This window comes from Pseudomonas sp. 31-12 (assembly GCF_003151075.1).
Lineage (GTDB): Bacteria > Pseudomonadota > Gammaproteobacteria > Pseudomonadales > Pseudomonadaceae > Aquipseudomonas.
Window position 1 is genome coordinate 4,068,460 of sequence record NZ_CP029482.1, and the last position, 25,291, is coordinate 4,093,750.

Consider the following 25,291-nt stretch of genomic DNA (forward strand, 5'->3'; position numbering starts at 1 on the left):
ACAAGAATCGAAGGGTGGGCACACAAGGCCGACGTGTCTCCATCGACCTCAGTTTATATGTCCCTACTGAACTGACTTTTTATCATTATTGGCTTCAGCTACTTGAGCGACATTGATCCTGTTGGCACGTCTCAAGGACATGCAAACTGAATAGGTCAAACCAAGTTGGCGCGCAGAATATCATGGCTGGACGACCACGCGCTCCCAAAAGGACTTATGAGTCTAGTCCAGACGGGGCTCGTTAGCCGCGTCCCGGCCCAAACGATTCAGCACAAACACCTTGGCGTTGTGGGTCATTTGGTCCAGATGCCGGTCGCGTTGCTTTTCAGCATCGACCATTGCGCGCTTTCCGTGTTTTTGCAGCAAGTAGTTATGTATCTGCCGGACCTCTAAAGAACTGTAGATAAATGTGACATCCAACAGTCCCATCAGGCCTTCGCTACTGTGGTCGTGGGTGTTCATCAGCACCTGCGTGCCGCGCACGCCCAGCACCTGAAAACCCATCGACTCAAACCACGGCACCTTGGCGACGGTGCAGGTCAGTTCGGCGTGCGGGTAGCGGCTGACCATGTCTTGCAACATGGCCCGCGCGACGCCTCGGCGACGATGACCCGAATCGACGGCCATGTAGGCCACGCCGCACGCTTCGGGATCATCCTTGACCGGCAGGTACAGCACAAAGCCGATGACCTTTTCAGGGTCTTCATCGTCGGTGGCGACGATCAACTCGACCGCGATGCCTTTGCCCCCGCCGAGAGCCTCCAGGTACAGGTGCACTTCGTAGCCGACCGTGTACTGATACACGTTGTACAGCGGGTTGCTCGGCGCGATGCCGACCATGCTGATGTCGGTCAGGTTGTCGACGACCATCTGCAGGATCTGGCTGTTGATGTGCTCCGGGCTCGGGGCGTCGAAGTGGGTGAGTTGGGGCATTGAAATTCTGACTCCGGGATCGCTTTACTGGGTTTCGGCGGGGGTATTGTCACAGATTGATCGCCACGCCGCTTCTGCCAGCAATTCCCTATAGGCCTTCGGACTGCCAGCCACCCTCCCCGACAACCATGCGCGGCAGTAACTGTCAGCCTGGCCGATGATCAACGACGGCAGCAATTCGGCAGGAAACGCTCGCAGCTCATCGCGCCGGCCGGGCTCTGCCAGCCATTGTCCGAGCTTCTGGTTACGGGTTTTGTTGCGACTGGCCAGTTCTTCCTTGAACGGGCCTTTGGTGACGGCGAACCGTGCGTGGTACTGGAAACGCGCCCACTCGGGTTGGCTGTCCACCCAATCGACGTAGCTGTGGACCAGCGCGTGCACGCCCTCTTCCGTCGTCTGTGCCTCGGCGAGGTAGTTGTCGCGAAGCAGTGCCTGATCGTCCAGCGCGGTGAAAAACAGCGCGGCCACCAAGCCTTCCTTGTTGCCGAAATGATGGTAGATCGCACCGACGCTGGTATCGCATTCGGCGCGGATCATTTCGATGGTCGTGGCTTCGAGCCCTTGTTCGTTGAACAGGGCCAGGGCTTTTCTGAAGATGTCGCGCTTGAGTTCGGCTCTTCTGCCGGGGTAGCTGCGCTCGAGTAGATCTGCGGTTTCCATGCGGGATACAGGCCAGAAAATTCATGACAAGGCAGGCGGCTGCCGGTGAGAAAGCTGCGCTAGGTTGACAGATTTCATCGCGACAGAATACTGTTCCGTAACAGAACATTATTCTGTTACGGAAGATAATTCTGTAAAACCATCCCTCAGCGAGGCTTCAAAATGAGTCAGTTTCTCAGCATGTTTAACAGCGCCGGCCCGCAAGCGTTCAGCAAAATGGCCTGCCAGGTAGCACCCTACTTCAGCACCATCAACCCGCTGATCGCCGAGTTGCGCCCGGGCCATGCCACGGTGCAGGTGCCGTTCAGCAAGGAGATCACCAACCACTTGGGCTCGGTTCACGCAATTGCGATGTGCAACGCCGCCGAACTGGCTGCCGGGACGATGACTGACGTGTCCATTCCCGCTGGTGCGCGCTGGATTCCGAAAGGGATGACGGTTGAGTACTTGGCCAAGGCGAAAACAAACGTGACGGCGGTGGCCGATGGTGAGGCAGTGGATTGGCAGACTGAGGGCGACAAGATCGTGCCGGTGGATATTCATGATGCTGAGGGCAAGAAGGTGTTCACGGCGCGGATCACCATGAATGTGAAGCTCGCTTAAACACCCTCAAGAAAAGCCTCCCTGTTAGTAAAGGGGCTGTGAACACATGACCTGTGGTGAGGGGACTTGGCCCCCTGCGTTCTTCAGCCTAACTGTGTCGTCAGGTTTTGCGACTGCTTCGCAGCCGAACGGGGTGGTGCGGCATTCCGACAAGTCCCCTCGCCACAGGGTTTCACCAGGCTCAAGCTCTGTGTGTTAGCGAAGGCCCTCGGTGCTTTTTAGGTGCCGAAGGCTTTTACGTGAGTTGAGAAGTTACCAGTCGTAGCTCATTTCAATCGACGCCACCCACCCTTACTCCGAAACAGCCACCTGATTCCGCCCCCGCGCCTTGGCCCGATACAGCGCCTTATCCGCGTTATTCAGCAAACTTTGCAGATCGTTGTCGCCACTCTCCATCGCTGCAACCCCAAGACTCGCCGATATGCGATGAACAGGCCCGGTCATCAACCCACCGATCGACTGGATAAGGTGCTCGGCGATATGCAGGGCCGTTTCAATGGAGGTGTTCGGAAGCAGGATCGCGAACTCCTCGCCGCCCAGCCTGCCGAAGATGTCGGTATCGCGAAACGACCGGTTGATGATCACGCCCATTTGCCGCAACACCTGATCGCCGACCTGATGCCCATAGGTGTCATTGATGTGCTTGAAGTGATCCATATCCAGCATCACCGCGCACAGCGGTAGCCGGTTTTGTTTGCAGTCATGGAACAATTGCTGGGCATGCTGAAAAAAAGCGCGGCGGTTTTTCAGGCCGGTGAGTTCGTCGGTTTGGGCGGCATACGTGGCAATGCGATGGGCGCGTTCCATTTCGCGGGTTAGCTGGAAGGCGGTTTCCAGTGCTTCGGACAGTTTGCGTGTCGCGCTGGCCACGAATGAGGCGAACACAATAACGGCCAGCGCCATGCCGATTTGCATCGCCGACGGTTGGAACAGCAGCCAGAAGGTACACGGCAACAAGACCAGGCCAATAGACGCCAAGGTCATGTATCGATAGGACGAATAACACGACACCGCACTGACCGACATGCCGACGGCAAAAAGCATGACCAACGCTTGGGCCAGCAGGTCGTTTGTCGGCATGACCGCTAAAGCGCCTGCCCCCCAGATACCGGCGGACAACACCAGCGTGAACCAGTATCTCCTCTCCCAGCGTTCCGGGGTGCGTTCACTGTCCGGACAGCGAAACCAGGCAACAAACATCAGGACGCGCAGCAACGACGACGCCGTCAGCAGCCCTATCCACGTGAAAATGACGCGGTGGTCAAAACGCTCCCAACACAGTCCGCACAACATGATTGCAGCGAGAAAACTGCCGAAAATCGCAGGGAATGACTGGTGGAATAGCTGATGCAATCGATCACTGCGCACCTGCGCTGCAATGAAAGTATCCTGGTCGTGCCGAAATCCTGGGCCACCCATTTGATCCGCCTGATCATGATGCTGCGACAAAAAACGCGATTGTGGCACCCTGCCACTCAGGCAAACAAACAATTACGACTCTTGGGTACCTGCACATTCACCTAATGCGCCCCTGGAGGCCTCAGTGACAATCGTCAGAAAAGTAATAGCACACAAGTGCGCTTCTAACGTCTCGTAGTCATCAAGCCAAATGGCATCCATCGCCAACGTGCAACGCGTTCGTCCTGCTACGCTTTTGAAGCCTCCAATGGAATCGGGCGATAATCACAAATACGGGGGGAGCCCCTTGACTGTTGAGGGTGCGCAATGTGAGAGCCCAATTTATCAGCGCCATCGTTACCCTGACCATGATCGGTGTGACGACTTATGGATTTATAGAGTGGGACGCTGGCGAGCGCGCACGCCGGGATGCGGTGTGCAAGGCAGCGAAGGAACACAAGGAAACAGTGGAAATTCGCGCGCGGGCGATGGCTGCCGGGTTATCTGTTGATGCTTATGCCGAGGCCGAGAAGGCGGAAGTCGGCAAATTGGTCAGCTCCCTGGATAACGCGAAGAATGATGCAGAGGTTGAAGCGGTCATAGACGCCCACGCCGCCGAGTTGCAGGCACAGGACGCCGCCACCGATGCGGAATTGAAAAACCAGGGGAGCCAGCAATTCCTCGAACAGAAGTTCAAGGAACAGCGGATAAGCACGGACATCAAGCAGGAAATTGAACGCGCCGAGAAGGCGGTGGCGGACGCCTGTAGTTAGTTCAGGCTGCGGTTTGTTTCCCTTTTATGGCGATCCAGCCTAGCGTGTGCAACAGCTTCGATGAGCAGCTTTATCCCTGTGGGCTCGCTTGATTACTGCTGCGGCGCAACCATCCGGAAGCGGATATTGATGGCGTCGGAAACGACGGTGTCGCCCCATTCACCCTCGCCGACCTTGAAATCGCTACGCTTGAGCGTTAACCGGCCATCGAAGATCCCGATGGCGTTCTCCTCTTTGAGCAGGACCGGAACGGCCACCTCACGGGTGACTCCCCTGAGCGTGAGTTTGCCGGTGATCGAATAGCGGTTGTCACCCAGCGTTTTCACGCCGGTCGACTCAAACGTCGCATCGGGGTACTTCTGCGTGTCGAACCAGGCAGGCTTTTGCAGTTCGGTGTTGGCGTCTTCGCTGCCGGCATCGATGCTGTCGAGCTGGATGGTGAGCGCAGCGTGGCCCGCTTCGGGGTTGGCCGTGTCGAAATCAAGCGTGGCTTTGAACGTGCCAAACGTGCCGTACACCCGCGAGCTGAACTGTTTGTAGGTGAATGAGATCATGCTGGCGGTTTCATTCACTTGCGTGTATTTGGCCGCTTCGGCACAGGGGAAAAAGCCGAAGACAAGCGCAGCAGCCAGTACGGAAAACGACGGGAATCGAGAATTCATGGAGCGCTCCAGTCGTGGCCCACGCGGGCCAGCGATAGGTGGACTAAAGCAAAGAACCTTTGTTTATTCCACCTCGGACCTGGACTTCCGACCACCTGTCGGCCAACGCGACTCATCGCCCGATGCGGCCGCCCGCGCAGGTATTTAATGAATCAAGCACTCATCGCATCGGGAGACTGGACATGAAAATCGTCGTCATCGGTGGCACCGGGCTGATCGGCAGCAAGCTCTGCCAGAACCTGCAGGACCTGGGGCATGAAGCCCTGGCGGCATCGCCGAGCACCGGCGTCAATGTCATCAGCGGTGAAGGGGTGAACGAGGCGTTGAAAGGCGCGGACGTGGTGGTCGACGTGTCGAACTCACCCTCCTTCGAGGACCACGCGGCGTTGCACTTCTTCGAAACCGCCGGGCATAACCTGATCGCGGCGGAGAAGATCGACGGCGTCAAACACCATGTCGCCCTGTCGGTGGTCGGCACCGAACGGATGCTCGACAGTGGTTATTTCCGGGCGAAGATGGCCCAGGAAAAACTCATCAAGAAGTCAGGCATTCCCTACACCATCCTGCGGGCCACGCAGTTCTTCGAGTTCATTCATGCCATTGCTCACTCCGGGCGTGAGGAAGGCGACACCATCCACTTGACGTCCGCCGCGCTGCAACCGGTGGCCTCGACCGATGTCGCGGCGGCACTCACGGACATCGCGCTGAAAGCGCCGGTCAATCAGACCGTCGAAGTGGCCGGCCCTGAAAACCGCCCCCTCATCGAGTTCGCGAGCGATTACTTGAAGCATACAAAGGACCCGCGCCAGACCGTGTTGGACGACACGGTTCCTTACTTTGGTGCGTCGATCAATGACCAGTCGCTGACACCAGGTGCCAATCCGATCATCGGTGCGACGCGGTTTCAGGACTGGCTTGAGAGCCACTAGGCAGACTGATGACCTCTGCATCCGAAGTCTGGGAAAAATCCATGTACCAGCGGGTGAACCCGCAGCGCGTGCTCATTGGGGATCTGGATGCCGCCACTGGCAATCGCGCTCATCGCAAACTCTTCATGGGAAGGAATGCCCAGCTTGCGCACCAGCATCAGGTCGAGGCGAACCTCCAGATCACGCCTGTCGGTTCGCGTCTCGGGTCACTCAGGATTGTTGGTCGGACAGCGGTTTGCATCAAGTTCAGACCTGAGTTACCCACGGCGTCAGCGCGAACTCATACAGGGCTCTTCACAGAGGTATTGAATACCTGGAAGCATGCGGCCTTTTTACTTAAAACCAAGCGACCTCCTTGATGCAGGCTTTTATGATCACCTGCACTAAGAAGGTCGCGCTTTTCAGGCTCAGGACAAGCCCGCAAGTTTTACGCAGTGAACCGGCCTATCGTGCGCTCGCTACTGTCCCCGGAGAGATAACGATGGCGTCCTGTGTTTTCAGACGCTGAGTCAATGCCAGCATCGTTAGGAAGCCCAGTGCAATCAGGAGCGGATATGCCATCAACAGTTCTGAGAGAGAGTATTTCCAGGCCAACGGGCGACCGACACCCAGCATGGCCGCATACATCCAGGACACGGCCGACAGCGAGCCACAGAACAGCGCCATCATCCGTGCGCTGAACCCGAGATTGAGCAACGAGCCGGCCTTTTGCAGCGAGGGCAGTACCAGGCGATGCAACATGAGGCCGTTATAACTCAGCAACACGACAATAATTACTTTGGCGTGAAGCTTCGGATTCATAAAGTAATTCATACCTTTTTCGAGGTAATCAATACCGATGATAGCGGCACCCGTCACCCACAACGCTATCAACGCAGCGATGACCGACTTCTGCAGACTTTCCATGTGAGCATTATCATGCTCCGTGAATGTTTTTCTTTTTAACAAGTCTCTGACCATCGCAACATCACTGGTCAATACCAAACCAATGGCCACACAACACGACACTAAATGAACGTAAATAACGCCCAATCGCAAAAATTCCATGCACTCTTTATTTTCGAGCAGGCTCATAATTGTATTTATCGCCACGGTACTTTCTCCACCTTATTCGATAGTACAGATCGATATTAAACAGGGTATTAAACTCTTCGAAACCCTGCGCGATCTTACTTTTATAAGATATGCCAACTCATCGAGTTGGCACTGCTTAGCCCATTGATTCGGCTGGCAAATCAATGACCGTCTTATTTGTTGCCTCCTGAATTTCGGGTAAAAAAATCCCCATTAGCATTCAATGCACATGAGGTTAATTTTCCACTTCTTTTCTGCGGCTGCAGGAGCAGGTCTTGGGTGACGTGCTGCAGGATCAGAGGCCAGGGATCCCGGAATGTTCATTTTTTGAGCAGCGCACCGACAAACGGCGGTTATTGTAAACGTCCCACAAGCCGGTACTAACGTATCAACTTCGCTGTCAGCCCCATGACAACTGGGCTGGTGAATTACAGGGATTTCTAGTAGTGCTTATTGGATCCATTAGTTGTTAGGTTACTTACGATAAGTGCAATAACGAGCTGCTCGCATTTAGGACTTCTGCCACTGAAACAGTCAGACTTTTACCATTCCACTCGCCGAGAAAAGTGAAGACCTGATTACTGGCGGAACTTGCGTCGCAGGTCCGGACATCAATCAGGGACAGATCGTTGGGGTCGCTCCCCTACACCAACCTCTCGATCTTCTGATGCTGCCAGACCATTTTGTAATACGCCGTCTGCAACACCAGCATCCCCAGATACGCTACCGGAAACGCCATCCACACGCCCTCCAACCCGAACCGCGCGTCCAGCACATACGCCACCGGCAACTGCACGCCGACCACGCAAAAAATCGAAATCGCCATCGGCACCAGCACCGAACCGCTGGCGCGCATGATGCCGCCGACAATCGCCTGGAAGCCGAACACCAGCAGACTCCAGAGCATGATGTGCAACAGATGCTCAGCCTTCGCCCGGGTGGAATCCTCCGTGAGAAACAACCCCAGCAACCAGTGCGACAGCAGATAACCCAACACCACCAGGCCACCGGTCAGGCACACGTTGATCAACAGCCCCGTGCGCAGAATCGGCCCCATGCGCTCAAGGCGCCCTGCCCCGATCGCCTGAGCACCAAGGATCGACGCCGTGATCGCAATCGACAACGCCGGAAACTGCACGTAATTGACGATCTGCGTCACCGCGCCATACGCCGCCGTCGCCTGCGAACCGTGCTGATTCACCAGCGCCAGAATCACCAGTTCCGACACCGACAACACCACCATCTGCAACCCGGTCGGCAAGCCGATGCGCAACACCTTGCCGAGAATCACCAGGTCCAGGCGCATCGCCGCAAACATCTCCCGATCCGGCGCCAACGGATGCCCCTTGCGAATCAACCGCCACGCCAGCCACCCCATCGCCGACAAATTCCCCGCCAACCCGGCATACGCCGCACTCTGAATCCCCATCATCGGCAACCCGAACCAACCGCGAATCAACGCCGGCGTCAGCGCCAGCCCGATACACGTCGACACCACCAGCGCGATCAGCGGCGACACCGTATCGCTCACCCCGCGCAGCAGTTGAGTGAAGAGCACGTAGACCAGCAGCGACGGCATGATCCACATCATCACGTGAGCGTAGGACACCGCGTCGTCGAGCACGTCGGCCGGCGTGCCCAGGCCTTGCAGGGCGGGTCTGGCGAAAACGCTGCCCAATATCGCCGCGACCAGGCCGATCATTGCGCCCAGCAGCAAAGTGGTGCCGGCGATGGTTTTCACCAGATGCGGTTCACGCGCGCCCCAGGCTTGGCCGATCAGCACGCCCGCCCCCGCACCGAGGCCGATGACCAGGGCGATGAAGAAGAAGACGATGGGGAACATGCCGGAGACGGCGGCCAGGGCTTGGACGCCCAGCATTTGGCCGATGTAGATGCTGTTGATGGTGCCCGACATGGATTGGAGAAAATTGGAGAGGACCATCGGAGCGAGGAAAAGGAGGTAGGTTTTCCAGAGGGAGTGTTGAGTGGTGGGGGTTTGCATTGAGGTTCCGTCTCGGGGTGGGGCTGGCGGTGTGCAAATTCTACGCTAGGGAGCCGACACCAACGCGCTCCGATTTCGAAGATTTAAAATCAATGAAGTTGCCGTTGCCTCTGTAGTTCCCGCTTCAACCACATGCTTGCCGGTTCTACGCCTTGCGAACATCGCACCTCATACTTGGAACCCGTAAACATTGTCAGCCGATTTATTGATTGGCTATGTCAGCCAGGGTTGATACCAGCCGCTCGACAGAAGTCGCCATTCAATCCCGAGCAATCTTGTCATTTGCCAAGGCTTAGGGCAGGGTCGATACCACTGACATCTCTGCCAAAGGAGTCACCCATGTCCAAGCTATATCCCAGTATCGATCCCGAGGGGCTGGTCGAGTACTCAGTGGTCTACACCGACCGCTCGCTCAACCACATGTCGCAGGCGTTTCAAGGTGTGATGAAGAACATTTCAACGACCCTGAAACAGGTCTACAACGCCCAGGCTGTTGCGGTGGTCCCGGGCAGCGGCACATTCGGCATGGAAGCGGTGGCGCGACAGTTTGCCACCGACCAGCAATGCCTGGTGATACGCAACGGCTGGTTCAGTTATCGCTGGAGCCAGATCCTTGAGATGGGCAACATCCCGGCGGCCACCACGGTGCTGAAAGCCCGACCGGTCGAGACGGGTCGTCAGGCTGCCTACGCCCCACCCCCTCTGGACGAAGTGCTGGCAGCCATTGAGGCGCAGAAACCGCAGATTGTCTTCGCCCCCCACGTTGAAACCTCATCAGGGATTATCCTGCCCGACGAGTACCTGCGGGCCGTCGGCGACGCCGTGCATGCGGTGGGTGGCCTGTTCGTGCTGGACTGCATCGCCTCAGGCACGCTTTGGGTTGATATGCACAAATGCGCAGTCGACCTGCTGATCAGCGCACCGCAAAAAGGCTGGAGCGCCTCCCCTTGCTGCGCCCTGGTGATGCTCAGTTCTTTGGCCCTCGAGCGCATCGAGCAGACGCAAAGCAGCAGCTTCGCCTGCGACCTGAAAAAGTGGCTTCAGATCATGCAGGCCTACGAACAGGGCGGACATGCCTACCATGCGACCATGCCCAGCGATTCCCTCGCGCGATTTAACGAAGTGATGAAAGAGACGCAAGCCTACGGTTTCGACAAGGTCCGCGACGAACAACAGGAGCTGGGCGACCGGGTGCGCGCGATGTTGACCGGCAAAGGCATCAAAAGCGTGGCCGCAGCCGGCTTTCAAGCCCCTGGCGTAGTGGTGAGCTACACCGATGATGCCGACATCAAGAGCGGCAAGAAATTTGCCAGCCACGGCCTGCAGATCGCCGCTGGAGTGCCGTTGCAATGCGACGAGCCGGCCGACTTCCAAACCTTCCGCATCGGTCTGTTCGGACTCGAAAAGCTGCACAATATCGAGCGCACGGTCAGCACCCTCGAGCAGGCACTGGACGAGGTGATGGTTAACTAAGCCTCATCTTGCCCGCAACACATACCGAACTTGTGAGTTCGAGGAAGGCATACCCGGACGTCATGTCAGAACCACAAGGGAAAGCCCGTGCATGCGTCTTGCTGACACGGGCGCCCTTCAGCGCAATCAGAAAAGGTTTCCAATAAAACCTTTCACGGGGCGGCTGTATGACCTGGATCGACCCTCACACCTGATCCACAGCCTCGACCACGCCCTTATCCTCACCCAGGAACCCGCCGCTTTGATGGTGCCAAAGCCGCGCATAAACGCCGTTCTTTCCAAGCAATTCGGCGTGAGTGCCCTGTTCGATGATGCGCCCGTCATCCATGACGATGAGCCGGTCCATCGCCGCAATCGTGGACAGCCGATGGGCTATCGCGATCACGGTCTTGCCCTGCATCATTTCATCAAGGCTTTCCTGAATGGCGACTTCGACTTCCGAATCCAGCGCGCTGGTGGCCTCGTCAAGCAGCAGGATCGGGGCGTTCTTGAGCATTACCCGGGCAATCGCGACGCGTTGGCGCTGGCCGCCCGACAGCTTGATGCCGCGCTCGCCCACAAGGGTGTCGTAGCCGGTGTGACCTTGCCGGTCGCTCAGTTGGCTGATGAACCCATCAGCCTGGGCACTGGCCGCGGCGCTGCGAATTTGCGCGTCGGTCGCATCGGGACGGCCATAGGCGATGTTGTCGCGAATGGAACGGTGCAGCAGGGAGGTATCCTGCGTGACCATGCCAATGGAGCCGCGCAGGCTGTCTTGCGTCACGTGTGCGATGTTCTGGCCGTCAATGCAAATCTCCCCGCTGTCGACGTCATAGAAGCGCAGCAGCAAGTTGATCAGCGTGGATTTGCCGGCGCCAGAGCGGCCAACCAGGCCGATTTTTTCGCCCGGGCGGATGTTCAGGTTCAGGCCATCGAGCACCTGGCGTTCGCCATTGTAGTTGAAGCTCACATTGCTGAAGGTTACCGCCCCGCCGGAGGTCACCAGCACGCCCGCGTCCGGCGCATCCTGCACCTTGGCGCCCTGGGTCAGCGTCGCCATGCCATCCTGCACAGTGCCGATGCTCTCGAACAACGAGGTCATTTGCCACATGATCCAGTGCGACATGCCATTGATACGCAACGCCATGGCAGTGATTGCCGCTACGGCACCTGCGCCGACCTGACCCTGATGCCATAGCCACAGCGCATAACCACCGGCTGCCATGATCAACGCCACCACCAAGGCCTGGTTGACGATCTCGAATTGGCTGACCAGGCGCATCTGGCGGAAGCCGGTTTGCTTGAAATCCTCCATCGCCGCGCGCGCAAAGTGCGCTTCACGATTGGAGTGGGAGAACAGCTTCACCGTCGTGATGTTCGTGTAGGCGTCTGAGATACGCCCGGTCATCATCGACCGCGCATTGGCCTGTTCCTGCCCGACTTTTCCCAGGCGTGGCACGAAGTACAGCATGGCCAGCCCGAACAACACGATCCAGGCCACGAAAGGCAGCATCAGTTTCAGAGCGAAGCCACCGGCCAGTGCGATGATCGCGATGAAATACACCCCGATCCCGGGTGCGATTTCGATAAGGGTGAACAGCACGTCGCGCACCGCTAGCGCCGTCTGCATCACCTTGGTCGTGACTCGGCCGGAAAACTCATCGGAAAAAAACGAAAGGCTTTGCCGCAACATCAGGCGATGGAAGTCCCAGCGCAGCCGCAACGGCAAGTTAATTGCCAATATCTGGTGCTGCACCATGGTGCGCAACGCCACCAGCCCGACACTGGCCACCATGACGATGCCCATGCCCCACAACACGCGACTTTCCTGTTCTGCCGCTTCACCGCCGGCCTGCCAGGTCGAGAGCAGGTCCACGACCTGCCCGAGGAAGGAAAACAGCCAGGCTTCGTAAATCGACACACCGGCACTGAGCAGCGCAAGCGCAAGGATGTAACCGCGGGCGCCCCGGGTGCAGGCCCACAGGAAGCGAGCCAGGCCGGCGGGTGGCGGTGGTACCTCGTCAGGAGGAAAAGGGTCGAGTCTTCGTTCAAACGCACGAAGCATGGTGGTCTCCAAAACGATCAAGTTGAGGGGGATTCTGCCATTGATCGGTTGCGTTGAGGGTTTTGCGAACTTGAGGTCGCTCGTGAACAGCGCAAGGCCGCTACAACGCAATGCATCGCAGCGGCTAAGCTTTTTCTAAGGAACCTCGTCGTTCAAGGGAGACTCCATGAGCAGCGCCCCTCTGTCTGAACTGGATGCCGCGCTACCCGGTCTGGCGCGCAAGATCCGCGTACTGGATGCCCTGTCCTGGCCGGATGGCGTCGAGGAAATTTTCCTGGCGCATTGGCGCGCAGGGAAACCAGCCTTGCCGGAAGTCGAGCAGCACCCACGCGAGCACAGCGCCGACATCGCCGCCCTGGAAGCCTTTATTGGTCGTTGCGATCAGGGGCATCCGGCCGGGAGCTTCCTCGCCATGACAGCGCGCAGCTATGCCACGGCGGGACGCATGCTTGGTGCGATTGGCACGCCCGCCTTCACTCAATATTCATCCGCGTTGTACCGGCGCCCGGATTTCTATTATCCGAACCAGAATCTCAGCATGCTGGACGCGGCCAATTTCTTTCTCACCACCACCGACGCCCTGCTGGGTGGTGCCCGGATTCCACCGACTCAGGCTGAAATCCCGGCCGAGGCATTCGCCGCTTGGATGCAGCCGGAACTGGACCGTTTCTTCGGCGAAGGCCGGGTCACGGTCGTACTCGATCCGACCCTGGCTGCCAAGGCAATCGCCGGGTCCAGCCGCATTCGTCTGCGTAGCGGCGCACTGTTCTCTGAACTGGACAAGAATCAGCTATTGCAGCATGAGGCCTTCGTGCATGTCGCTACCGCACAAAATGGCGCGCTCCAGCCCAACCTCAAAAGCCTGGGTTTGGGAGCGCCACGCACGACTCAAACGCAGGAAGGCATTGCCACCCTCGCAGAACTGTTCACCGGCAGTATGGACATCAGCCGATTGCGCCGCCTGGCCCTGCGCGTGCTGGCGGTCCAGCAAGCGTTGGACGGCGCCGATTTCATACAAGTATTCGAGGGTTTTCTTGCCGCCGGCCAGTCGCAAGAGGAATCCTTCCGCTCAACCCAGCGGGTCTTCCGTGGTACCGACCTGCGGGGTGGTTCGGCGTTTACCAAGGATGCCGCCTACCTGACGGGTTTGCTGGGTGTCCATACCCTGCTGCGCATCGCGATCCGCGACAATCGACCGGAGCTGGTGGGTCATTTGTTTGCGGGACGCCTCAGTCTGGCGGATACCGTACGCCTGGCTCCTCTGTTCGATTCCGGCTGGCTGCAAGGGCCAACCCACCTACCGGCCTGGGCCTGCGATCTACGTCTGCTCGCCGCCAACCTGGCCTTCTCCGCTTTTATCGCCCAGATAAAACTGGATGTACTCGATCTGGAGGTGCTCATGGCCTTTGCCGATGAACACGAAAATGATGCGAGCGCGGTGTGATCACGGTACCGATACATTCGCCCTGTTTCAGGAGGGAAAAATCATGCGAAGGACTATCGCAACGGGAGCGCTCTTGCTGGCCTTGGGCGGGTGCGTAACATCACCTATGCGGGTTTCTGATGCCCGGCAAGTGCCGCCCGATAAGATGTACGCGATCAAAAGCCAGGGTACGGAAGACCCGGGACGCCTGACCATTCTCCGTGATGACGGGTTTGTCGGTGCGGGGTGTGACGCCATGTTTTACATTGAGGGTCAGCGCGCAGCCAAGATAGGTCCCGGTCAAAAGGCATCTTTCCTTTTGCCGGCCGGCGAAGTGAATCTCGGCACCGGGCTTGCCGAGTCTGGATTATGTGCGGGGGCCGCGATCAAAACGGTTGTGGCCAAGATCAAGTCAGGGAAAGAAGTGGTTTATCGAATCAACTGGGATACGCAAGGTTTCGACTTGGGGCCCTACGTTGAACATGGACGTTGAGCCCGGATAGTTCCGACCTGTTTCGCACGCCAGACCACCTCTCCTTTTCCGATGTTGTTTTATTTCAGTTCCGTTCGTATCTCGGTTCCGGGTACGAAAAGTTTACCGGGATCATCGACCTGCTTCAGGTCAACCAAGGCTCGGCAGATGCAATGTGAGAATTGTTTCTGCAACGTTTCGGGGTCTTGCCATGCCATTTGCGAGGCTTGCAAATGCTGTGCATCGGCCGATTTATAGCAAACACAATTGTCCAGTCGGGTGACACCATTGTCATTGGTGCTCTGACACGCAGTGGTCAGCAAAGAGATCGCGACGAGCATTGCGCAACGTTTCATTGGCTCCCCTCCGAGGCTGTTGTGAAGGGCTGACGTTCAAGATCGGGTTGGCAGTTGTAACGACGTGGTGACCGCTGAAGGCGGTTAGACGCCATGGCCGCAAAGCCTAATCTGTTCAATAAGCCCGACAGTAGAAGGAAGCTTAGCTCTCATTTTGCGTCGCTCCATTCACTGGCTGTTTTTCTCCGATCCCAGTTAATAAAAGGCCCGTATTCAACACCACCTTCCTACTCGGCTGTTTTGCAGCGCGTGGCCGCTTTGACATAGACAACTGTCCGGTTTGATCTAGCCTTGAATGAGATCACGCGGGAGAAAAACCCATGCCCCTCGCTCTCAGAAATCTATCCGCCCTGGCGTTGGGTGCGTTCTTTTGCATCGCCGCGTGGGGTCAAGAGGTAGCCGACACCCACCAGCCACCGGCCATACTCCCAGTGGAATCTGAGACGGGGCCAAAACTCATTGCCTATCCGCCGCTCGCCGCGCCGCTGGCCCGCGGAGTTGTCATCATCCAGTATCGAACCGAGAACGCCCGGATCATGCCGGTATTTGGCAAAACGGCTGTTGAAGTATCACCACGGCTCGGCCACCTTCACGTGACCGTCGACGACTGGAAAGGTACATGGGCGCACACCAGTGAAGACCCGATTATTTTGGTTGGGCTGACGCCTGGTGCTCATAAGGTGCTTCTTGAGGTGGCTGATCCTAGTCATAAGATTTTGACGAGTACGGTGGTTAGTTTTGTGGTTCCGGAGAAGAAGCCGTGAATTAAGGGGTGGGTGACTTATTTAGGTCACACCCTTATTCAAATAAAGCTTTCGCCTTTGCTCGATTGGCCGTGATAAGCAAAGGTCCTAGGACAACCATAAAATTCCTACATAAGTCTCGGAATCCCTCACCTTGCCCACCGTTCCGATGAAGCTTAGAGTCCGCTGCGTCGCCCACAATGGCGACTCGGGTTTGGCGACCTGATCGATCGGATGCAAAAGCGCTGTGCTTTAATGCAAGCGCTTCTGCATGCCCGCAAAGTTGTCTTTATGGCAGCTGTGCGCGGGAGACCTTCGGGTCTGCCGGTATTCCGATCCCGGTTCGCCAACCTGCGTACAGCTGTCACCCATTCGTTTGGCGACGATTGAGGGACAGTCAACCTTTGCCTTGATCGGAGTTTTACCTTTGGAAAGATACATGCCCCTCACCGGAATCGACCTGATCCCGGCCTCCCTGCTCATCGACACCCAAGCCCCACTCGACGTCCTGCAAGCCATGGCTGACTACCGCATCCGCACCGTCACGCAGGTGCTGGAAAACATCGCCTTCCGCGCCGAGCTCGGTTGCGACACGGTAGTGTTGACGGACTTTTCCAAACTGCTAGCCATTCCGTTGCGCGATGGCTGTGACTTGATGGATGTCATCGGCCGACGCTTGCGGGCGCAGGCGGCGGAGTAAATGAAAACGGGCGTCTTGTCAGGCGCCCGTTTTGTTTGTGCTCAGGAATGCTTTACTGGAACGTAGCATCAGATGACACGATACCTCCCCGGAGATGCAGTCCATTACGCCAAGCAGCTAAGCTTTATCAGGGGATTACTTCACGAAATTCCGACAAGTCAGGAGGCGAACCATGAGCAAACAACCTCAACCCCGCAGCCGCTCCAACCCTCAGCCCAGATCCCGCCCGATGGTGCCCAACTTGCCCAGCAAAACAGGCAATAAGTCCGGTGGCTTGCGCGGTAATTACCCGCCTAAACAGTCGAAATGAGCGATGAGGGTTCGTTTGCCGAGCCGTGCAGCAAGGCCGAGCACCAGGACTTCCTCAACTTTTGAAGCGAGGCTTCATGACCACCGGTAACCCTGCCCGAGGACCGGCGGGGCGGGCGTAAGGCGCATCCATTGCCGCCATCGATAGTCACCATCAACTCAATGAAGTTCTCTTAAAAACTCCGGGGCGTAACATCGCCTCCATACCAAACAACTACACCCCGGAGCACACCATCATGAAACGCCAAATCCTTCTCAGCATCGCTTTCTCGGTTTTTGCAGTTAACGCTTTCGCCGCTTCTTCTGCTCACCCGGTTGTCGCTGAAGGCGGCTCGGATCGTTTGATCGAAAGCCGCGTCGCTGAAGGTGGCTCCGACCGTTTGATCGAAAGCCGCGTAGCTGAAGGTGGCTCCGACCGTCTGATCGAAAACCGCGTTGCCGAAGGTGGTTCCGACCGCCTGATCGAAAACCGCATTGCCGAAGGTGGCTCCGACCGCCTGATCGAAAACCGCGTTGCCGAAGGTGGCTCCGACCGCCTGATCGAAAACCGCGTTGCCGAAGGTGGCTCCGACCGTCTGATCGAAAGCCGCGCGGCCTGAATGAATGGCTTTACTGCGGCATCCAACAAGAAGCCCGGCCTGATCAGCCGGGCTTTTTTACGCGTTCCGTTTACTCAGCCAAGCTCCGGACAGGCAGATTTCGGTTCAATGCCAACAAAGGTGGGCGGCATCTGACTCGAATGGATGCCGCTCCGCTAATGCCAATCAAGCCCTGCGCGTGGAGCAATACGCCACAATGAGCTGAGTGACCGCTGCTACCATCGCTTGATCCGCGTCAGGTGAGGTGAACAGCCGACATTGCGCATCCGGCAATTCCGGCAACCCTTGTTCAGCCCCAAGAACCGCCAGTCCCTGCCCCAACCGACTCAGTGGCATAGGCGCTATCGCGAAGCCTGCCAGGGCCGCCGCCCGCAACCCGGCCGTGCTGCTGCACAACATTGCCGTGCGTTGGGCGATGCCCGCCTGCGCCAGCCTCGTCAGCGCGGCCTCGCGATATGGACACGGAGCGGGGAACAGGGCCAGCGGCAACGGCGTCGGTAAGCGGGTGACGGGTTGCGCCGACCACGCCCACACCAGCGGCTCTTGCCACAGCAGCAACCCCGCTTCGCTGGTTTCGCACAACGAACCGATGACCACGTCCAGTTGCCCTTGCTTCATCAGCGCCAGCAACGAACCGGGAATGTTCACCTGGACCTCGACTTCCATCCCGGGGTACTGCGCCGCGAAATCCTGAACAGTGCGCAGCAATCGAGACTCGACAAAGTCTTCGGACACCCCGATCCGCAGCCGTCCGTGAAACGGCGTGCGTGTCAGGTCTGTCCAGGCATCACGGTTCAGCGCGAGGATCGTGCGCGCATAAGCAACCAGGCGCTCGCCATCGGCCGTCAGTTGCTGAGAACGGGTGGTACGCGTCAACAGGGGTTTACCAATCTGTTCTTCCAATCGCCGCACATGGCCACTGACCGCCGACTGAGTCAGGTGCAGCTTCTGGGCGGCACGGCTGAAGCCGTCTTCATCGACGACCGTGACAAATGTCTTGAGAAGCAAAGTATCGAACATAGTTTTATTCGTGATTAATCGCGCTTAAATTTACGATTTATATTTCAAATACAACTATGTTGCAATGCTCCCACCTGCCCCGCCCTCATCATTCAAGGTGTGCCATGACGACGCTTCTCCATATTCAATGTTCTCCACGCAAGCAGCGCTCCGCTTCCCTTGAAGTCGCCCGCAGCTTCATTGCGCGTTATCAAGCAAACACCCCGGACACTGAAATCGTCACCCTCGACCTCTGGAACATGGTTCTGCCGGAATTTGATGATCTGGCGATGGAGGCCAAATACGCCGGGCTCAATGGCACGCCGTTGACCACGGCGCAACAGGACGCCTGGAACACGCTGAAAGATCTGGCTGCGCACCTGCACCGCGCGGATGTACTGGTGATGTCCGTACCGCTGTGGAATTTCAGCATTCCGTACAAACTCAAGCACTTCATCGACCTGGTATCGCAGAAGGACATCCTGTTCAGCGTTGACCCGGAACGCGGTCTGGAAGGCATGCTGCACAATAAACTCGCCGTGGTGATGTACGCCCGCGGCCTGGACTTTTCGGCGCAGTCGAGCACACCGGCGCAGCGCTTCGACTTCCAGAAGCCCTACGTGGAAGCCTGGCTGACATTTATCGGCGTCACGGATGTGCATTCGGTGATTGTGGAGAAAACCATTCTGGGGGAAGAGGTTGATCGGTGCGCGCGTGAGGGCGCGACTCAGCAGGCCAGGCGCCTGGCAGACCGTTTGTCGCTCACGCTTCAGCCCCTCTGCGCAATAATGCCAGCAGGTATCTGAGGGTTTTGAAACACGAACTCACCCTGCCCGCTCGGGTACACCACGGCGGGCAGGAAAGCCCGAGTGGTGTGATGATGGTGTGCAACGATTGTCGCTCAGCAACGGTTACACGATTTGATGCCTAGCAACGTATAGACAGGGCAGAAACGGAAAATGCCAGTGGCCAGCGGCACTAAACCTATCCAACCCCACACGCCGATCACTCCGGACAAACTGAGGCCAATGAGAAGCAGACCGGCGACGATGCGCAGGCTTCGATCAATGGTTCCAATATTTGCTTTCATGGCGATCTCCCGATCAATGGTTGCGCCGGGTCTCCAGCGCAGTAAACAACAACATGCCGGCCAGCATGGCCAACATGAATACGATTATTTGCCAGCGTCCTGTCAGCAGAATGGCCACTGCGGGGCCAGGGCAGATGCCCGCTATTCCCCAGCCGATGCCGAACAACAGGCTCCCGCCAATCAAGCGCGGGTCCAACTCACGTTTGATCGGCAGCTGCATTGGCCTTCCCAGCAGCGAACTGGATTGTCGGCGTGCCCAGGATAGCGGGCCAATGGCTATGCCGATTGCCCCGACCATGACCAGCGCCAAGGAAGGATCCCAGGCACCGGTTAAATCGAGGAAAGCGAGTACTTTGCTCGGGTTGGCCATGCCTGCCAGAAGCAGACCCAAGCCGAACAGCAGGCCAGCAATGAATGCGATCAGTTTGATCATATCCACCCCCCCAGAAGATGACGCAAGACAAACACTGTGGCGAAACCACTGAACATGAAGCACGCAGTGGCAACCATCGATCGCGGCGAAAGGCGCGAGATGCCGCACACTCCATGGCCACTGGTGCAACCGGAGCCGTATCGGGTGCCGATGCCCACCAGTACACCGGCGACGATCAGGCCTAACCAGCCACTCTGGAACTCAATCTGCGGCAGCGTCGCGAACATGCCCCATAGAAGCGGCGCGATGAGCAGGCCCAGGAGAAAAAGTGCTTTCTCACCCACCCCCTCGCTCCCACGCTGTAAAAGACTGCCGATCAGACCGCTGATGCCTGCGATTCGCCCGTTGGCGACGACGAATAGACTGGCCGCCAGGCCAATCAATGCGCCGCCGGCAAGGGATGACCAGGGCGTGAAGTTGAGCCAGTCGACATTCATGAAGATTCTCCGGCACGAAATGGTTGATAGCGGGTTTGGATGACTGCCAATGCGGCGGATCTACTGATGCGATAGAACTCCTGCTTTGCGTCACGGCAGCTCATGCACATGACTAAATAGCTTTCACTAGCAAGGCCACCGCCACCACCATGGAAACAGCGGCGAACCCTTTCTGTAAGTGTGGACCTGCTAGCCGGGCCGCGATCAGGCGCCCGCACACCATTCCAACCAATGCGCCAATGGAAAACGGAAGTGCGACCGCCCACTGCAAATGCCCGGCTGCAGAGCTTGCAGCAACGCCGGAAATTGAAACCAGCGCAATAACGGCCAGAGACGTTGCAAGCACCGACTGCGCAGTCAAATTGGTGTATCGCTGGAGCGCCGGCACCATCACAAAGCCACCGCCGACGCCGAGCAATCCAGATAGCCCTCCCGCGACAATGCCAGAGACGGTGAGTGCCCAAGCACACGGCCCCGTCCAGTTAAGCTTTCCCCGGTTCACGTCCAATAGACAAGGCGGTGGTTTGGATGTGACGGGGGTCTTCGACTCCGTGGAGGGCGCGAGCGATCGTTGATAGACCCGGAACGCCACGTACATCAGCACGATGGCAAACATGATCGTCAACGGACGGTTAGGCGTGCGCTGCGCCAGCCAAAGGCCGAGAGGAGAACAGACGATCCCCGCGCCGGCAACTAAAAGCGCCGCTTTATAGCGGACGGTGCCGTTTTTGAGTCCCATCACGGCACCCAGGGTCGCGGCTAAACCGACTGCCAGTAAACCGATTGGCCCTGCCTCGGCCATGCTCAACCCCACTCCAAACACCAGTAATGGAACCGCCAGTATTCCCCCTCCGGCGCCGGTCAGCGCCAGAATGACTCCAACAGTAAGCCCGAGCAGTAAGACGACGATCATCTCAGTCTCCTTGCTTTCAGGTCTGGTTTCATACGTCAGCCAACTCAGGCTTCGCCATCCACTCATGGCCCTTGAGCATTCCCTTCCAATACAGCGGTGGAAGAATCCGCTCTTTGAGCAGCCATGCCAGCCTCGATGGCCGGGTACCGTCAATCAGCCAGGATGGAAAGCTGGGGGCGACCTTGCCGCCATAGGTGAATTCAGCCAGCACGATCTTGCCGCGTTCAACCGTCAGCGGGCAGGAGCCGTAACCGTCGTAATGGGCGCTGCCTTTCGCTTTACCCATTGCAGCCAATACATTATGGGCAACGACTGGCGCCTGCTTGCGTGCTGCTGCCGCGGTTTTGGCGTTGCTGGAGTTGGCAGCGTCTCCCAGCGCGTGAATATTGCCCCAGGTTTTATGGCGCAAAGTGGCTGGGTCGACATCAATCCAGCCAGCCGCGTCAGCAAGAGGGCTGACGCGAATGAAATCCGGTGCAATCTGGGGTGGCACCACATGAAGTAGATCAAAGTCGCGCGTAACAATATGGGAGCTGCCATCCGGATTGACGCAGTTGAACGTTGCAGTCCGTGCAGGTCCATTCACGCTGGTGAGTGTGTTGCCGAAATTCAGGTCGACACCATAGGCCTTGATGTACTCCATCAGTGCCGGCACATAGTCGGGAACTCCGAACAGCACCGCGCCGGCGCTGCAAAACTCGATCTCGACTTTGTCCAATACACCGGTACGTTTCCAATGGTCGGCAGATAGGTACATTGCTTTTTGCGGCGCCCCGGCACATTTGATCGGCATGGGCGGTTGCGTGAAAATGGCTCGGCCGCCACGCAGTTGCTGCACCAGTTCCCACGTGTAGGGGGCAAGGTGATACAGGTAGTTTGAAGTCACGCCGTTGCGGCCCAGGGTATCCGACAAACCTTCGATTGCATGCCAATTGAGCTTGAGGCCAGGGCACACGATCAGTTGTTCGTATTTGACGACTCGGCACCCATCAAGAATGACGGCATTTCTCTCGGGTTCGAAAGCGGCGACCGCCGACTTGATCCAATGCACACCGCGAGGGATGGTGGTGCCCATCGTGCGGGCAGTTTGGGGTGCATCGAAGACTCCACAGCCGACAAGTGTCCAGCCAGGCTGGTAGTAGTGCACATCTGCCGGGTCGATGATGGCAACGTCTAGTCCAGGATCTCGCGCCAGTAAACTGGATGCAGTCGCGATACCTGCCGCACCGCCCCCGATGATGACCACGGTATGCTGCGCCTCAGCCACTTCGACCGGCGTGCGCCCCTGATTCGCAATCCGGCGAATGACGCCTTTCATATCGAACCCGGCTTTTTTGGCGGTCTCGACGATGTGTGGCAGGGATTGTTGGCCCGCTTGCGACAGTGCCCACATCGTTGTCGAGCGCATACCGGAACGGCAATAGGCCAATACTGGTTTTGGAAGCGTTTCAAGGAGCTTGGCGAAGGCAATGCCTTGCTCGTCAGTGACTTTGCCTGACTCCGCGGGAAGGTAGTGCGCCTCGATGCCGACCGATTCGGCGGCTCGTTTGATTTCGGCAAACAAGGGCTGATCACTGCCTTCGCCATCGGGACGGTTACACACGACGGTGCGAAAACCGGCTTCTTTCAGTTCAGCCAATTGGTTGGGGAAAATCTGTTCTGATACTGACAGTCCGGGCGCAAGGTGGCGAATGTCCATAAGGTTCTCCGTTATGGGTATCTTTCTTATAGGTTGTTCGGGGAATGCAACGTCAGGCGACGTTGAGCGGGATTTTCAGGTAGCGCGTTCCGTTCGCTTCAGGCTCAGGCAAGTGCCCTGCTCGCATGTTGACCTGAACCGATGGCAGGATCAGTGTCGGCATTTCCAACGATGCATCACGCTTTGTGCGCATCGCCACAAACTCTTCCTCACTGATGCCGTTACGGACGTGAACGTTGTGGGCGCGCTGGTCGGCAACGGTGCTGACAAACTGCACCTCGCGGCCACCCGGCTGATAGTCGTGGCACATGTAGAGCAAAGTACTGGCCGGCAGGCTCAGCACCTTGTTGATTGACTGAAACAGCGTGCGAGCATTTCCACCGGGAAAGTCGCAGCGTGCAGTACCGTAATCGGGCATAAACAAGGTATCGCCGACGAATGCAGCCGTTTCGGTTCCATCGCTGATCACATAAGTCATACAGGCTGGCGTATGGCCAGGTGTATGAAGTGTGTGGCATTGCAGCGTGCCAATGGCGAACGGTTCGTCATTGACGAACAGGTGATCGAACTGACTTCCGTCGCGGGGCATATCGCCAGCTGTATTGAACAGCGTGCCAAACACCTCCTGCACCGTCGAAATCTGACTGCCGATCCCTATTTTCCCGCCGAGCTTTTCCTTCAGGTATGGCGCAGCCGTCAGGTGGTCTGCGTGGACGTGGGTCTCGAGAATCCAGTCGACCCTCGCATTGAGTTCGTTCACCCTCGCAATCAGCTTGTCGGCAGAGGTTGTGGAGGTGTGGCCGGACTTAGGGTCGTAATCAAGCACGCTGTCTATTAAAGCGCAGTGGTGGGTGGCCTCATCCATCACGAGATAGCTGACGGTATTGGTAGCAGAATCGAAGAATCCTTCGACGTGAAGTTTTACGCTCATGACCTGTCTCCTTAGGGGGGCTTTTATCAAGCCGCTCACACTAAGAACAGACATAGCAATAAGTCTGCCAGGCCGACATGAACAGATATGACTCTATTATCTATATGTTTTTATTAGTAATTTTTTAATTATCGCGATTCGGTTTTTCTCCACCACCGTGGATTCACTGCCATTGGCAGTGCTTGTTGACAGAGGTGGCAGTGCCACGACAGGATGGATGGATTCTCAGGAGCCACGATGAAGACTATCCTGCCCACCCCTACCCATTTACTCCCGCACTCGGATCAAGTGCAGTCACTTGTTTCGTTTCTTGAGCACGAACCCCAGCCGATGATCGTGCTCGATCCGGACTACAACATCCTGGCTGCCAACACGGCCTATCAGCGGCAGTTTGGCAGCGCTGATAAACCCTTTATCGGCCATAAGTGTTATCAAATCTCACACCACTACGATGTACCTTGTGATCAGGCGGGTGAGAACTGCCCGATGAAAAAGGCGCAGGAAATGCGCGGGCCGGATCGTGTTTTGCACATTCACCACACGCCTCGCGGTCCAGAGCATGTCGACGTCGAATTGCGCCCGATTCTAGACGAGCACGGTGTTATTACTGCCTATGTGGAGCGTCTCACACTGGTTCGCAGCGCATCAGCGCGGCCCAGCAACGAAGGGTTGGTCGGCCGTTCACCCGCTTTCAACCGTGCTCTGTCGGAGCTTCAGCGGGTGGCACCATCAATGCTGCCCGTGCTGTTGCTAGGCGAGTCCGGTACGGGCAAAGAGCTGTTTGCCCGTGCCGTACATGAAACCAGCGAGCGAGCGACTGGCCCCTTTGTCGTCGTTGATTGCTCTGGACTGACCGAAACGTTATTCGAGAGCGAACTGTTCGGTCATGAAAAAGGAGCATTTACCGGTGCCACCACGCGTAAGCCTGGCCTGGTTGAAACGGCCCAGGGCGGCACGTTGTTTCTCGATGAAATTGGCGATGTACCACTGGCCATGCAGGTGAAGCTGTTGCGCCTGATCGAATCGGGCACTTATCGCCGTGTCGGGGGTGTCGAGACCCTTCACGCTAACTTCAGGTTAATTGCTGCGACCCACAAACCACTGGAAAAAATGATGGAAAAAGGTGAGTTCAGGCAGGACCTGTACTACCGCATCAGCGCCTTCCCCATTCAGTTACCGCCCTTGCGCAACCGGGTTGAAGACATTGGTTTGCTTGTGAATTCATTTCTGCAACGTGCCGGTACAGGCAAACGCCGACTGACGATAGATGCAGATGCTCTGACGCAATTGCAGCGGTATTCCTGGCCCGGCAATATCCGTGAATTACGCAATGTTCTGGAAAGAGCCCGTCTGTTTGCTGACGATGGTGTGATTCGCTCCATACATTTGCCTCAGGTATCCGCGGTGGCATCTCCTCAGACCTCTACTTCAACTGCTTTCGATGGCAGCTCGCTGGTACAGGAACTGGCTACTTTCAAAGGTACCCGCGCTGAACTGGCCAAGCACCTTGGAATTAGCGAACGGACTTTGTACAGACGATTGAAAGAACAAGGTCTGGCCTAGTAGTCAGAGCTCACGCAGTAAGACTGCCAATGACTGCCAGCCTGGCAGATTGGCAGCGCACTGACCTGCCAAC

Annotated in this window: 25 protein-coding genes and 1 pseudogene; 11 read left to right on the forward strand and 15 right to left on the reverse strand. The window is 57.3% G+C overall.

All coding sequences use genetic code 11. The features are described 5' to 3' along the window. Positions 1 to 222: 222 nt before the first annotated feature. Entirely contained in the window at positions 223 to 933 is a 711-nt protein-coding gene (locus DJ564_RS19125) for a GNAT family N-acetyltransferase (RefSeq protein WP_109632408.1), read from the reverse strand. Between the two features lie 24 nt (positions 934 to 957). After that, on the reverse strand, positions 958 to 1,593 hold the full coding sequence (locus tag DJ564_RS19130) for a TetR/AcrR family transcriptional regulator (protein ID WP_109632410.1): 636 nt from the start codon (positions 1,591 to 1,593) through the stop codon (positions 958 to 960). A gap of 162 nt (positions 1,594 to 1,755) precedes the next feature. On the opposite strand from DJ564_RS19130, the gene DJ564_RS19135 reads away from it, so the two are divergent. Continuing rightward, positions 1,756 to 2,196, forward strand: coding sequence for a hotdog fold domain-containing protein (locus DJ564_RS19135; protein ID WP_109632412.1), 441 nt, complete (start codon positions 1,756 to 1,758; stop codon positions 2,194 to 2,196). Between the two features lie 291 nt (positions 2,197 to 2,487). Here the strand turns inward: DJ564_RS19135 and DJ564_RS19140 are convergent, their stop codons facing one another. Further along, positions 2,488 to 3,615: a diguanylate cyclase gene (locus tag DJ564_RS19140; RefSeq protein ID WP_109632414.1), complete on the reverse strand. Its 1,128-nt coding sequence runs from the start codon at positions 3,613 to 3,615 to the stop codon at positions 2,488 to 2,490. Between the two features lie 308 nt (positions 3,616 to 3,923). On the opposite strand from DJ564_RS19140, the gene DJ564_RS19145 reads away from it, so the two are divergent. Then, complete coding sequence (locus tag DJ564_RS19145; protein ID WP_371921938.1) at positions 3,924 to 4,367, forward strand: hypothetical protein; 444 nt, start codon at positions 3,924 to 3,926, stop codon at positions 4,365 to 4,367. A gap of 92 nt (positions 4,368 to 4,459) precedes the next feature. On the opposite strand, the gene DJ564_RS19150 is transcribed toward DJ564_RS19145, so the two are convergent. Further along, positions 4,460 to 5,029 (reverse strand): YceI family protein, encoded by a 570-nt coding sequence (locus DJ564_RS19150; RefSeq protein ID WP_109632415.1) that lies wholly within the window; start codon positions 5,027 to 5,029, stop codon positions 4,460 to 4,462. 182 nt (positions 5,030 to 5,211) lie between these two features. Between DJ564_RS19150 and DJ564_RS19155 the strand changes: the two genes are divergently transcribed. Beyond that, entirely contained in the window at positions 5,212 to 5,958 is a 747-nt protein-coding gene (locus DJ564_RS19155; RefSeq protein WP_109632417.1) for an SDR family oxidoreductase, read from the forward strand. Between the two features lie 32 nt (positions 5,959 to 5,990). On the opposite strand, the pseudogene DJ564_RS32500 reads toward DJ564_RS19155, so the two are convergent. The 3 genes and pseudogenes from DJ564_RS32500 to DJ564_RS19170 all read right to left on the reverse strand — a co-directional run. Then, positions 5,991 to 6,137, reverse strand: a pseudogene (locus DJ564_RS32500) (phosphoribosyltransferase); the annotation flags it as partial. A 265-nt stretch (positions 6,138 to 6,402) separates the two neighbouring features. After that, positions 6,403 to 7,050 carry a hypothetical protein gene (locus tag DJ564_RS19165; protein ID WP_109632419.1) on the reverse strand — a complete coding sequence of 216 codons (648 nt, stop codon included), beginning with the start codon at positions 7,048 to 7,050 and terminating at the stop codon, positions 6,403 to 6,405. Positions 7,051 to 7,675: 625 nt separating this feature from the next. After that, entirely contained in the window at positions 7,676 to 9,034 is a 1,359-nt protein-coding gene (locus DJ564_RS19170; RefSeq protein ID WP_109632421.1) for an MATE family efflux transporter, read from the reverse strand. Between the two features lie 339 nt (positions 9,035 to 9,373). On the opposite strand from DJ564_RS19170, the gene DJ564_RS19175 reads away from it, so the two are divergent. Continuing rightward, positions 9,374 to 10,507, forward strand: a complete 1,134-nt coding sequence (locus DJ564_RS19175; protein ID WP_109632423.1) for an aminotransferase class V-fold PLP-dependent enzyme — start codon at positions 9,374 to 9,376, stop codon at positions 10,505 to 10,507. A gap of 184 nt (positions 10,508 to 10,691) precedes the next feature. On the opposite strand, the gene DJ564_RS19180 is transcribed toward DJ564_RS19175, so the two are convergent. Further along, positions 10,692 to 12,551 carry an ABC transporter ATP-binding protein gene (locus DJ564_RS19180; protein ID WP_109632424.1) on the reverse strand — a complete coding sequence of 620 codons (1,860 nt, stop codon included), beginning with the start codon at positions 12,549 to 12,551 and terminating at the stop codon, positions 10,692 to 10,694. Positions 12,552 to 12,717: 166 nt separating this feature from the next. Between DJ564_RS19180 and DJ564_RS19185 the strand changes: the two genes are divergently transcribed. The 5 genes from DJ564_RS19185 (at position 12,718) to DJ564_RS19210 (ending at position 17,153) form a co-directional block, all read left to right on the forward strand. Then, a complete protein-coding gene (locus DJ564_RS19185) occupies positions 12,718 to 13,995 on the forward strand; it encodes a flavohemoglobin expression-modulating QEGLA motif protein (protein WP_109632426.1) in 1,278 nt (425 codons plus the stop codon). Positions 13,996 to 14,038: 43 nt separating this feature from the next. Next, on the forward strand, positions 14,039 to 14,467 hold the full coding sequence (locus DJ564_RS19190; RefSeq protein WP_109636109.1) for a hypothetical protein: 429 nt from the start codon (positions 14,039 to 14,041) through the stop codon (positions 14,465 to 14,467). A gap of 655 nt (positions 14,468 to 15,122) precedes the next feature. After that, positions 15,123 to 15,566 (forward strand): DUF6130 family protein, encoded by a 444-nt coding sequence (locus DJ564_RS19200; RefSeq protein ID WP_109632429.1) that lies wholly within the window; start codon positions 15,123 to 15,125, stop codon positions 15,564 to 15,566. Positions 15,567 to 15,972: 406 nt separating this feature from the next. Further along, positions 15,973 to 16,245, forward strand: a complete 273-nt coding sequence (locus DJ564_RS19205; protein ID WP_042932149.1) for a hypothetical protein — start codon at positions 15,973 to 15,975, stop codon at positions 16,243 to 16,245. 545 nt (positions 16,246 to 16,790) lie between these two features. Continuing rightward, complete coding sequence (locus DJ564_RS19210) at positions 16,791 to 17,153, forward strand: hypothetical protein (protein ID WP_109632431.1); 363 nt, start codon at positions 16,791 to 16,793, stop codon at positions 17,151 to 17,153. A gap of 165 nt (positions 17,154 to 17,318) precedes the next feature. Here DJ564_RS19210 and DJ564_RS19215 read toward each other — a convergent pair whose 3' ends face one another. Continuing rightward, positions 17,319 to 18,173: a LysR substrate-binding domain-containing protein gene (locus DJ564_RS19215; protein WP_109632432.1), complete on the reverse strand. Its 855-nt coding sequence runs from the start codon at positions 18,171 to 18,173 to the stop codon at positions 17,319 to 17,321. Positions 18,174 to 18,277: 104 nt separating this feature from the next. Between DJ564_RS19215 and DJ564_RS19220 the strand changes: the two genes are divergently transcribed. Beyond that, the gene (locus DJ564_RS19220) at positions 18,278 to 18,958 is read left to right on the forward strand and encodes an FMN-dependent NADH-azoreductase (RefSeq protein ID WP_109632434.1); all 681 of its coding nucleotides are present in this window, start codon (positions 18,278 to 18,280) and stop codon (positions 18,956 to 18,958) included. Positions 18,959 to 19,053: 95 nt separating this feature from the next. On the opposite strand, the gene DJ564_RS19230 is transcribed toward DJ564_RS19220, so the two are convergent. The 6 genes from DJ564_RS19230 to DJ564_RS19260 all read right to left on the reverse strand — a co-directional run bounded on the left by DJ564_RS19230 (position 19,054) and on the right by DJ564_RS19260 (position 23,655). Continuing rightward, on the reverse strand, positions 19,054 to 19,242 hold the full coding sequence (locus DJ564_RS19230) for a DUF2892 domain-containing protein (RefSeq protein WP_109632436.1): 189 nt from the start codon (positions 19,240 to 19,242) through the stop codon (positions 19,054 to 19,056). A 13-nt stretch (positions 19,243 to 19,255) separates the two neighbouring features. Continuing rightward, on the reverse strand, positions 19,256 to 19,675 hold the full coding sequence (locus DJ564_RS19235; RefSeq protein WP_109632438.1) for a DUF6691 family protein: 420 nt from the start codon (positions 19,673 to 19,675) through the stop codon (positions 19,256 to 19,258). Next, positions 19,672 to 20,112 carry a YeeE/YedE family protein gene (locus DJ564_RS19240; protein WP_109632440.1) on the reverse strand — a complete coding sequence of 147 codons (441 nt, stop codon included), beginning with the start codon at positions 20,110 to 20,112 and terminating at the stop codon, positions 19,672 to 19,674. The genes DJ564_RS19235 and DJ564_RS19240 overlap by 4 nt, the downstream gene beginning before the upstream one ends. A gap of 112 nt (positions 20,113 to 20,224) precedes the next feature. Then, the gene (locus DJ564_RS19250; protein ID WP_109632442.1) at positions 20,225 to 21,025 is read right to left on the reverse strand and encodes a sulfite exporter TauE/SafE family protein; all 801 of its coding nucleotides are present in this window, start codon (positions 21,023 to 21,025) and stop codon (positions 20,225 to 20,227) included. 28 nt (positions 21,026 to 21,053) lie between these two features. After that, the gene (locus tag DJ564_RS19255; protein WP_109632444.1) at positions 21,054 to 22,724 is read right to left on the reverse strand and encodes a bifunctional protein tyrosine phosphatase family protein/NAD(P)/FAD-dependent oxidoreductase; all 1,671 of its coding nucleotides are present in this window, start codon (positions 22,722 to 22,724) and stop codon (positions 21,054 to 21,056) included. Between the two features lie 52 nt (positions 22,725 to 22,776). After that, positions 22,777 to 23,655 carry an MBL fold metallo-hydrolase gene (locus tag DJ564_RS19260; protein WP_109632446.1) on the reverse strand — a complete coding sequence of 293 codons (879 nt, stop codon included), beginning with the start codon at positions 23,653 to 23,655 and terminating at the stop codon, positions 22,777 to 22,779. A 237-nt stretch (positions 23,656 to 23,892) separates the two neighbouring features. Between DJ564_RS19260 and DJ564_RS19265 the strand changes: the two genes are divergently transcribed. After that, positions 23,893 to 25,218: a sigma-54-dependent Fis family transcriptional regulator gene (locus DJ564_RS19265; protein WP_109632448.1), complete on the forward strand. Its 1,326-nt coding sequence runs from the start codon at positions 23,893 to 23,895 to the stop codon at positions 25,216 to 25,218. Positions 25,219 to 25,291 lie beyond the last annotated feature (73 nt).

Excerpts from the sequence above, each read along its gene's own strand:
- DJ564_RS19210 (WP_109632431.1), top strand. The coding sequence starts at position 16,791 with ATGAAACGCCAAATCCTTCTCAGCATCGCTTTCTCGGTTTTTGCAGTT.
- DJ564_RS19140 (WP_109632414.1), bottom strand. The coding sequence starts at position 3,615 with ATGGGTGGCCCAGGATTTCGGCACGACCAGGATACTTTCATTGCAGCG.
- DJ564_RS19250 (WP_109632442.1), bottom strand. The coding sequence starts at position 21,025 with ATGATCGTCGTCTTACTGCTCGGGCTTACTGTTGGAGTCATTCTGGCG.
- DJ564_RS19235 (WP_109632438.1), bottom strand. The coding sequence starts at position 19,675 with ATGATCAAACTGATCGCATTCATTGCTGGCCTGCTGTTCGGCTTGGGT.
- DJ564_RS19185 (WP_109632426.1), top strand. The coding sequence starts at position 12,718 with ATGAGCAGCGCCCCTCTGTCTGAACTGGATGCCGCGCTACCCGGTCTG.
- DJ564_RS19170 (WP_109632421.1), bottom strand. The coding sequence starts at position 9,034 with ATGCAAACCCCCACCACTCAACACTCCCTCTGGAAAACCTACCTCCTT.
- DJ564_RS19190 (WP_109636109.1), top strand. The coding sequence starts at position 14,039 with ATGCGAAGGACTATCGCAACGGGAGCGCTCTTGCTGGCCTTGGGCGGG.
- DJ564_RS19135 (WP_109632412.1), top strand. The coding sequence starts at position 1,756 with ATGAGTCAGTTTCTCAGCATGTTTAACAGCGCCGGCCCGCAAGCGTTC.
- DJ564_RS19220 (WP_109632434.1), top strand. The coding sequence starts at position 18,278 with ATGACGACGCTTCTCCATATTCAATGTTCTCCACGCAAGCAGCGCTCC.
- DJ564_RS19215 (WP_109632432.1), bottom strand. The coding sequence starts at position 18,173 with ATGTTCGATACTTTGCTTCTCAAGACATTTGTCACGGTCGTCGATGAA.
- DJ564_RS19155 (WP_109632417.1), top strand. The coding sequence starts at position 5,212 with ATGAAAATCGTCGTCATCGGTGGCACCGGGCTGATCGGCAGCAAGCTC.
- DJ564_RS19175 (WP_109632423.1), top strand. The coding sequence starts at position 9,374 with ATGTCCAAGCTATATCCCAGTATCGATCCCGAGGGGCTGGTCGAGTAC.
- DJ564_RS19180 (WP_109632424.1), bottom strand. The coding sequence starts at position 12,551 with ATGCTTCGTGCGTTTGAACGAAGACTCGACCCTTTTCCTCCTGACGAG.
- DJ564_RS19130 (WP_109632410.1), bottom strand. The coding sequence starts at position 1,593 with ATGGAAACCGCAGATCTACTCGAGCGCAGCTACCCCGGCAGAAGAGCC.
- DJ564_RS19150 (WP_109632415.1), bottom strand. The coding sequence starts at position 5,029 with ATGAATTCTCGATTCCCGTCGTTTTCCGTACTGGCTGCTGCGCTTGTC.
- DJ564_RS19260 (WP_109632446.1), bottom strand. The coding sequence starts at position 23,655 with ATGAGCGTAAAACTTCACGTCGAAGGATTCTTCGATTCTGCTACCAAT.
- DJ564_RS19125 (WP_109632408.1), bottom strand. The coding sequence starts at position 933 with ATGCCCCAACTCACCCACTTCGACGCCCCGAGCCCGGAGCACATCAAC.
- DJ564_RS19230 (WP_109632436.1), bottom strand. The coding sequence starts at position 19,242 with ATGAAAGCAAATATTGGAACCATTGATCGAAGCCTGCGCATCGTCGCC.
- DJ564_RS19200 (WP_109632429.1), top strand. The coding sequence starts at position 15,123 with ATGCCCCTCGCTCTCAGAAATCTATCCGCCCTGGCGTTGGGTGCGTTC.
- DJ564_RS19255 (WP_109632444.1), bottom strand. The coding sequence starts at position 22,724 with ATGGACATTCGCCACCTTGCGCCCGGACTGTCAGTATCAGAACAGATT.
- DJ564_RS19265 (WP_109632448.1), top strand. The coding sequence starts at position 23,893 with ATGAAGACTATCCTGCCCACCCCTACCCATTTACTCCCGCACTCGGAT.
- DJ564_RS19240 (WP_109632440.1), bottom strand. The coding sequence starts at position 20,112 with ATGAATGTCGACTGGCTCAACTTCACGCCCTGGTCATCCCTTGCCGGC.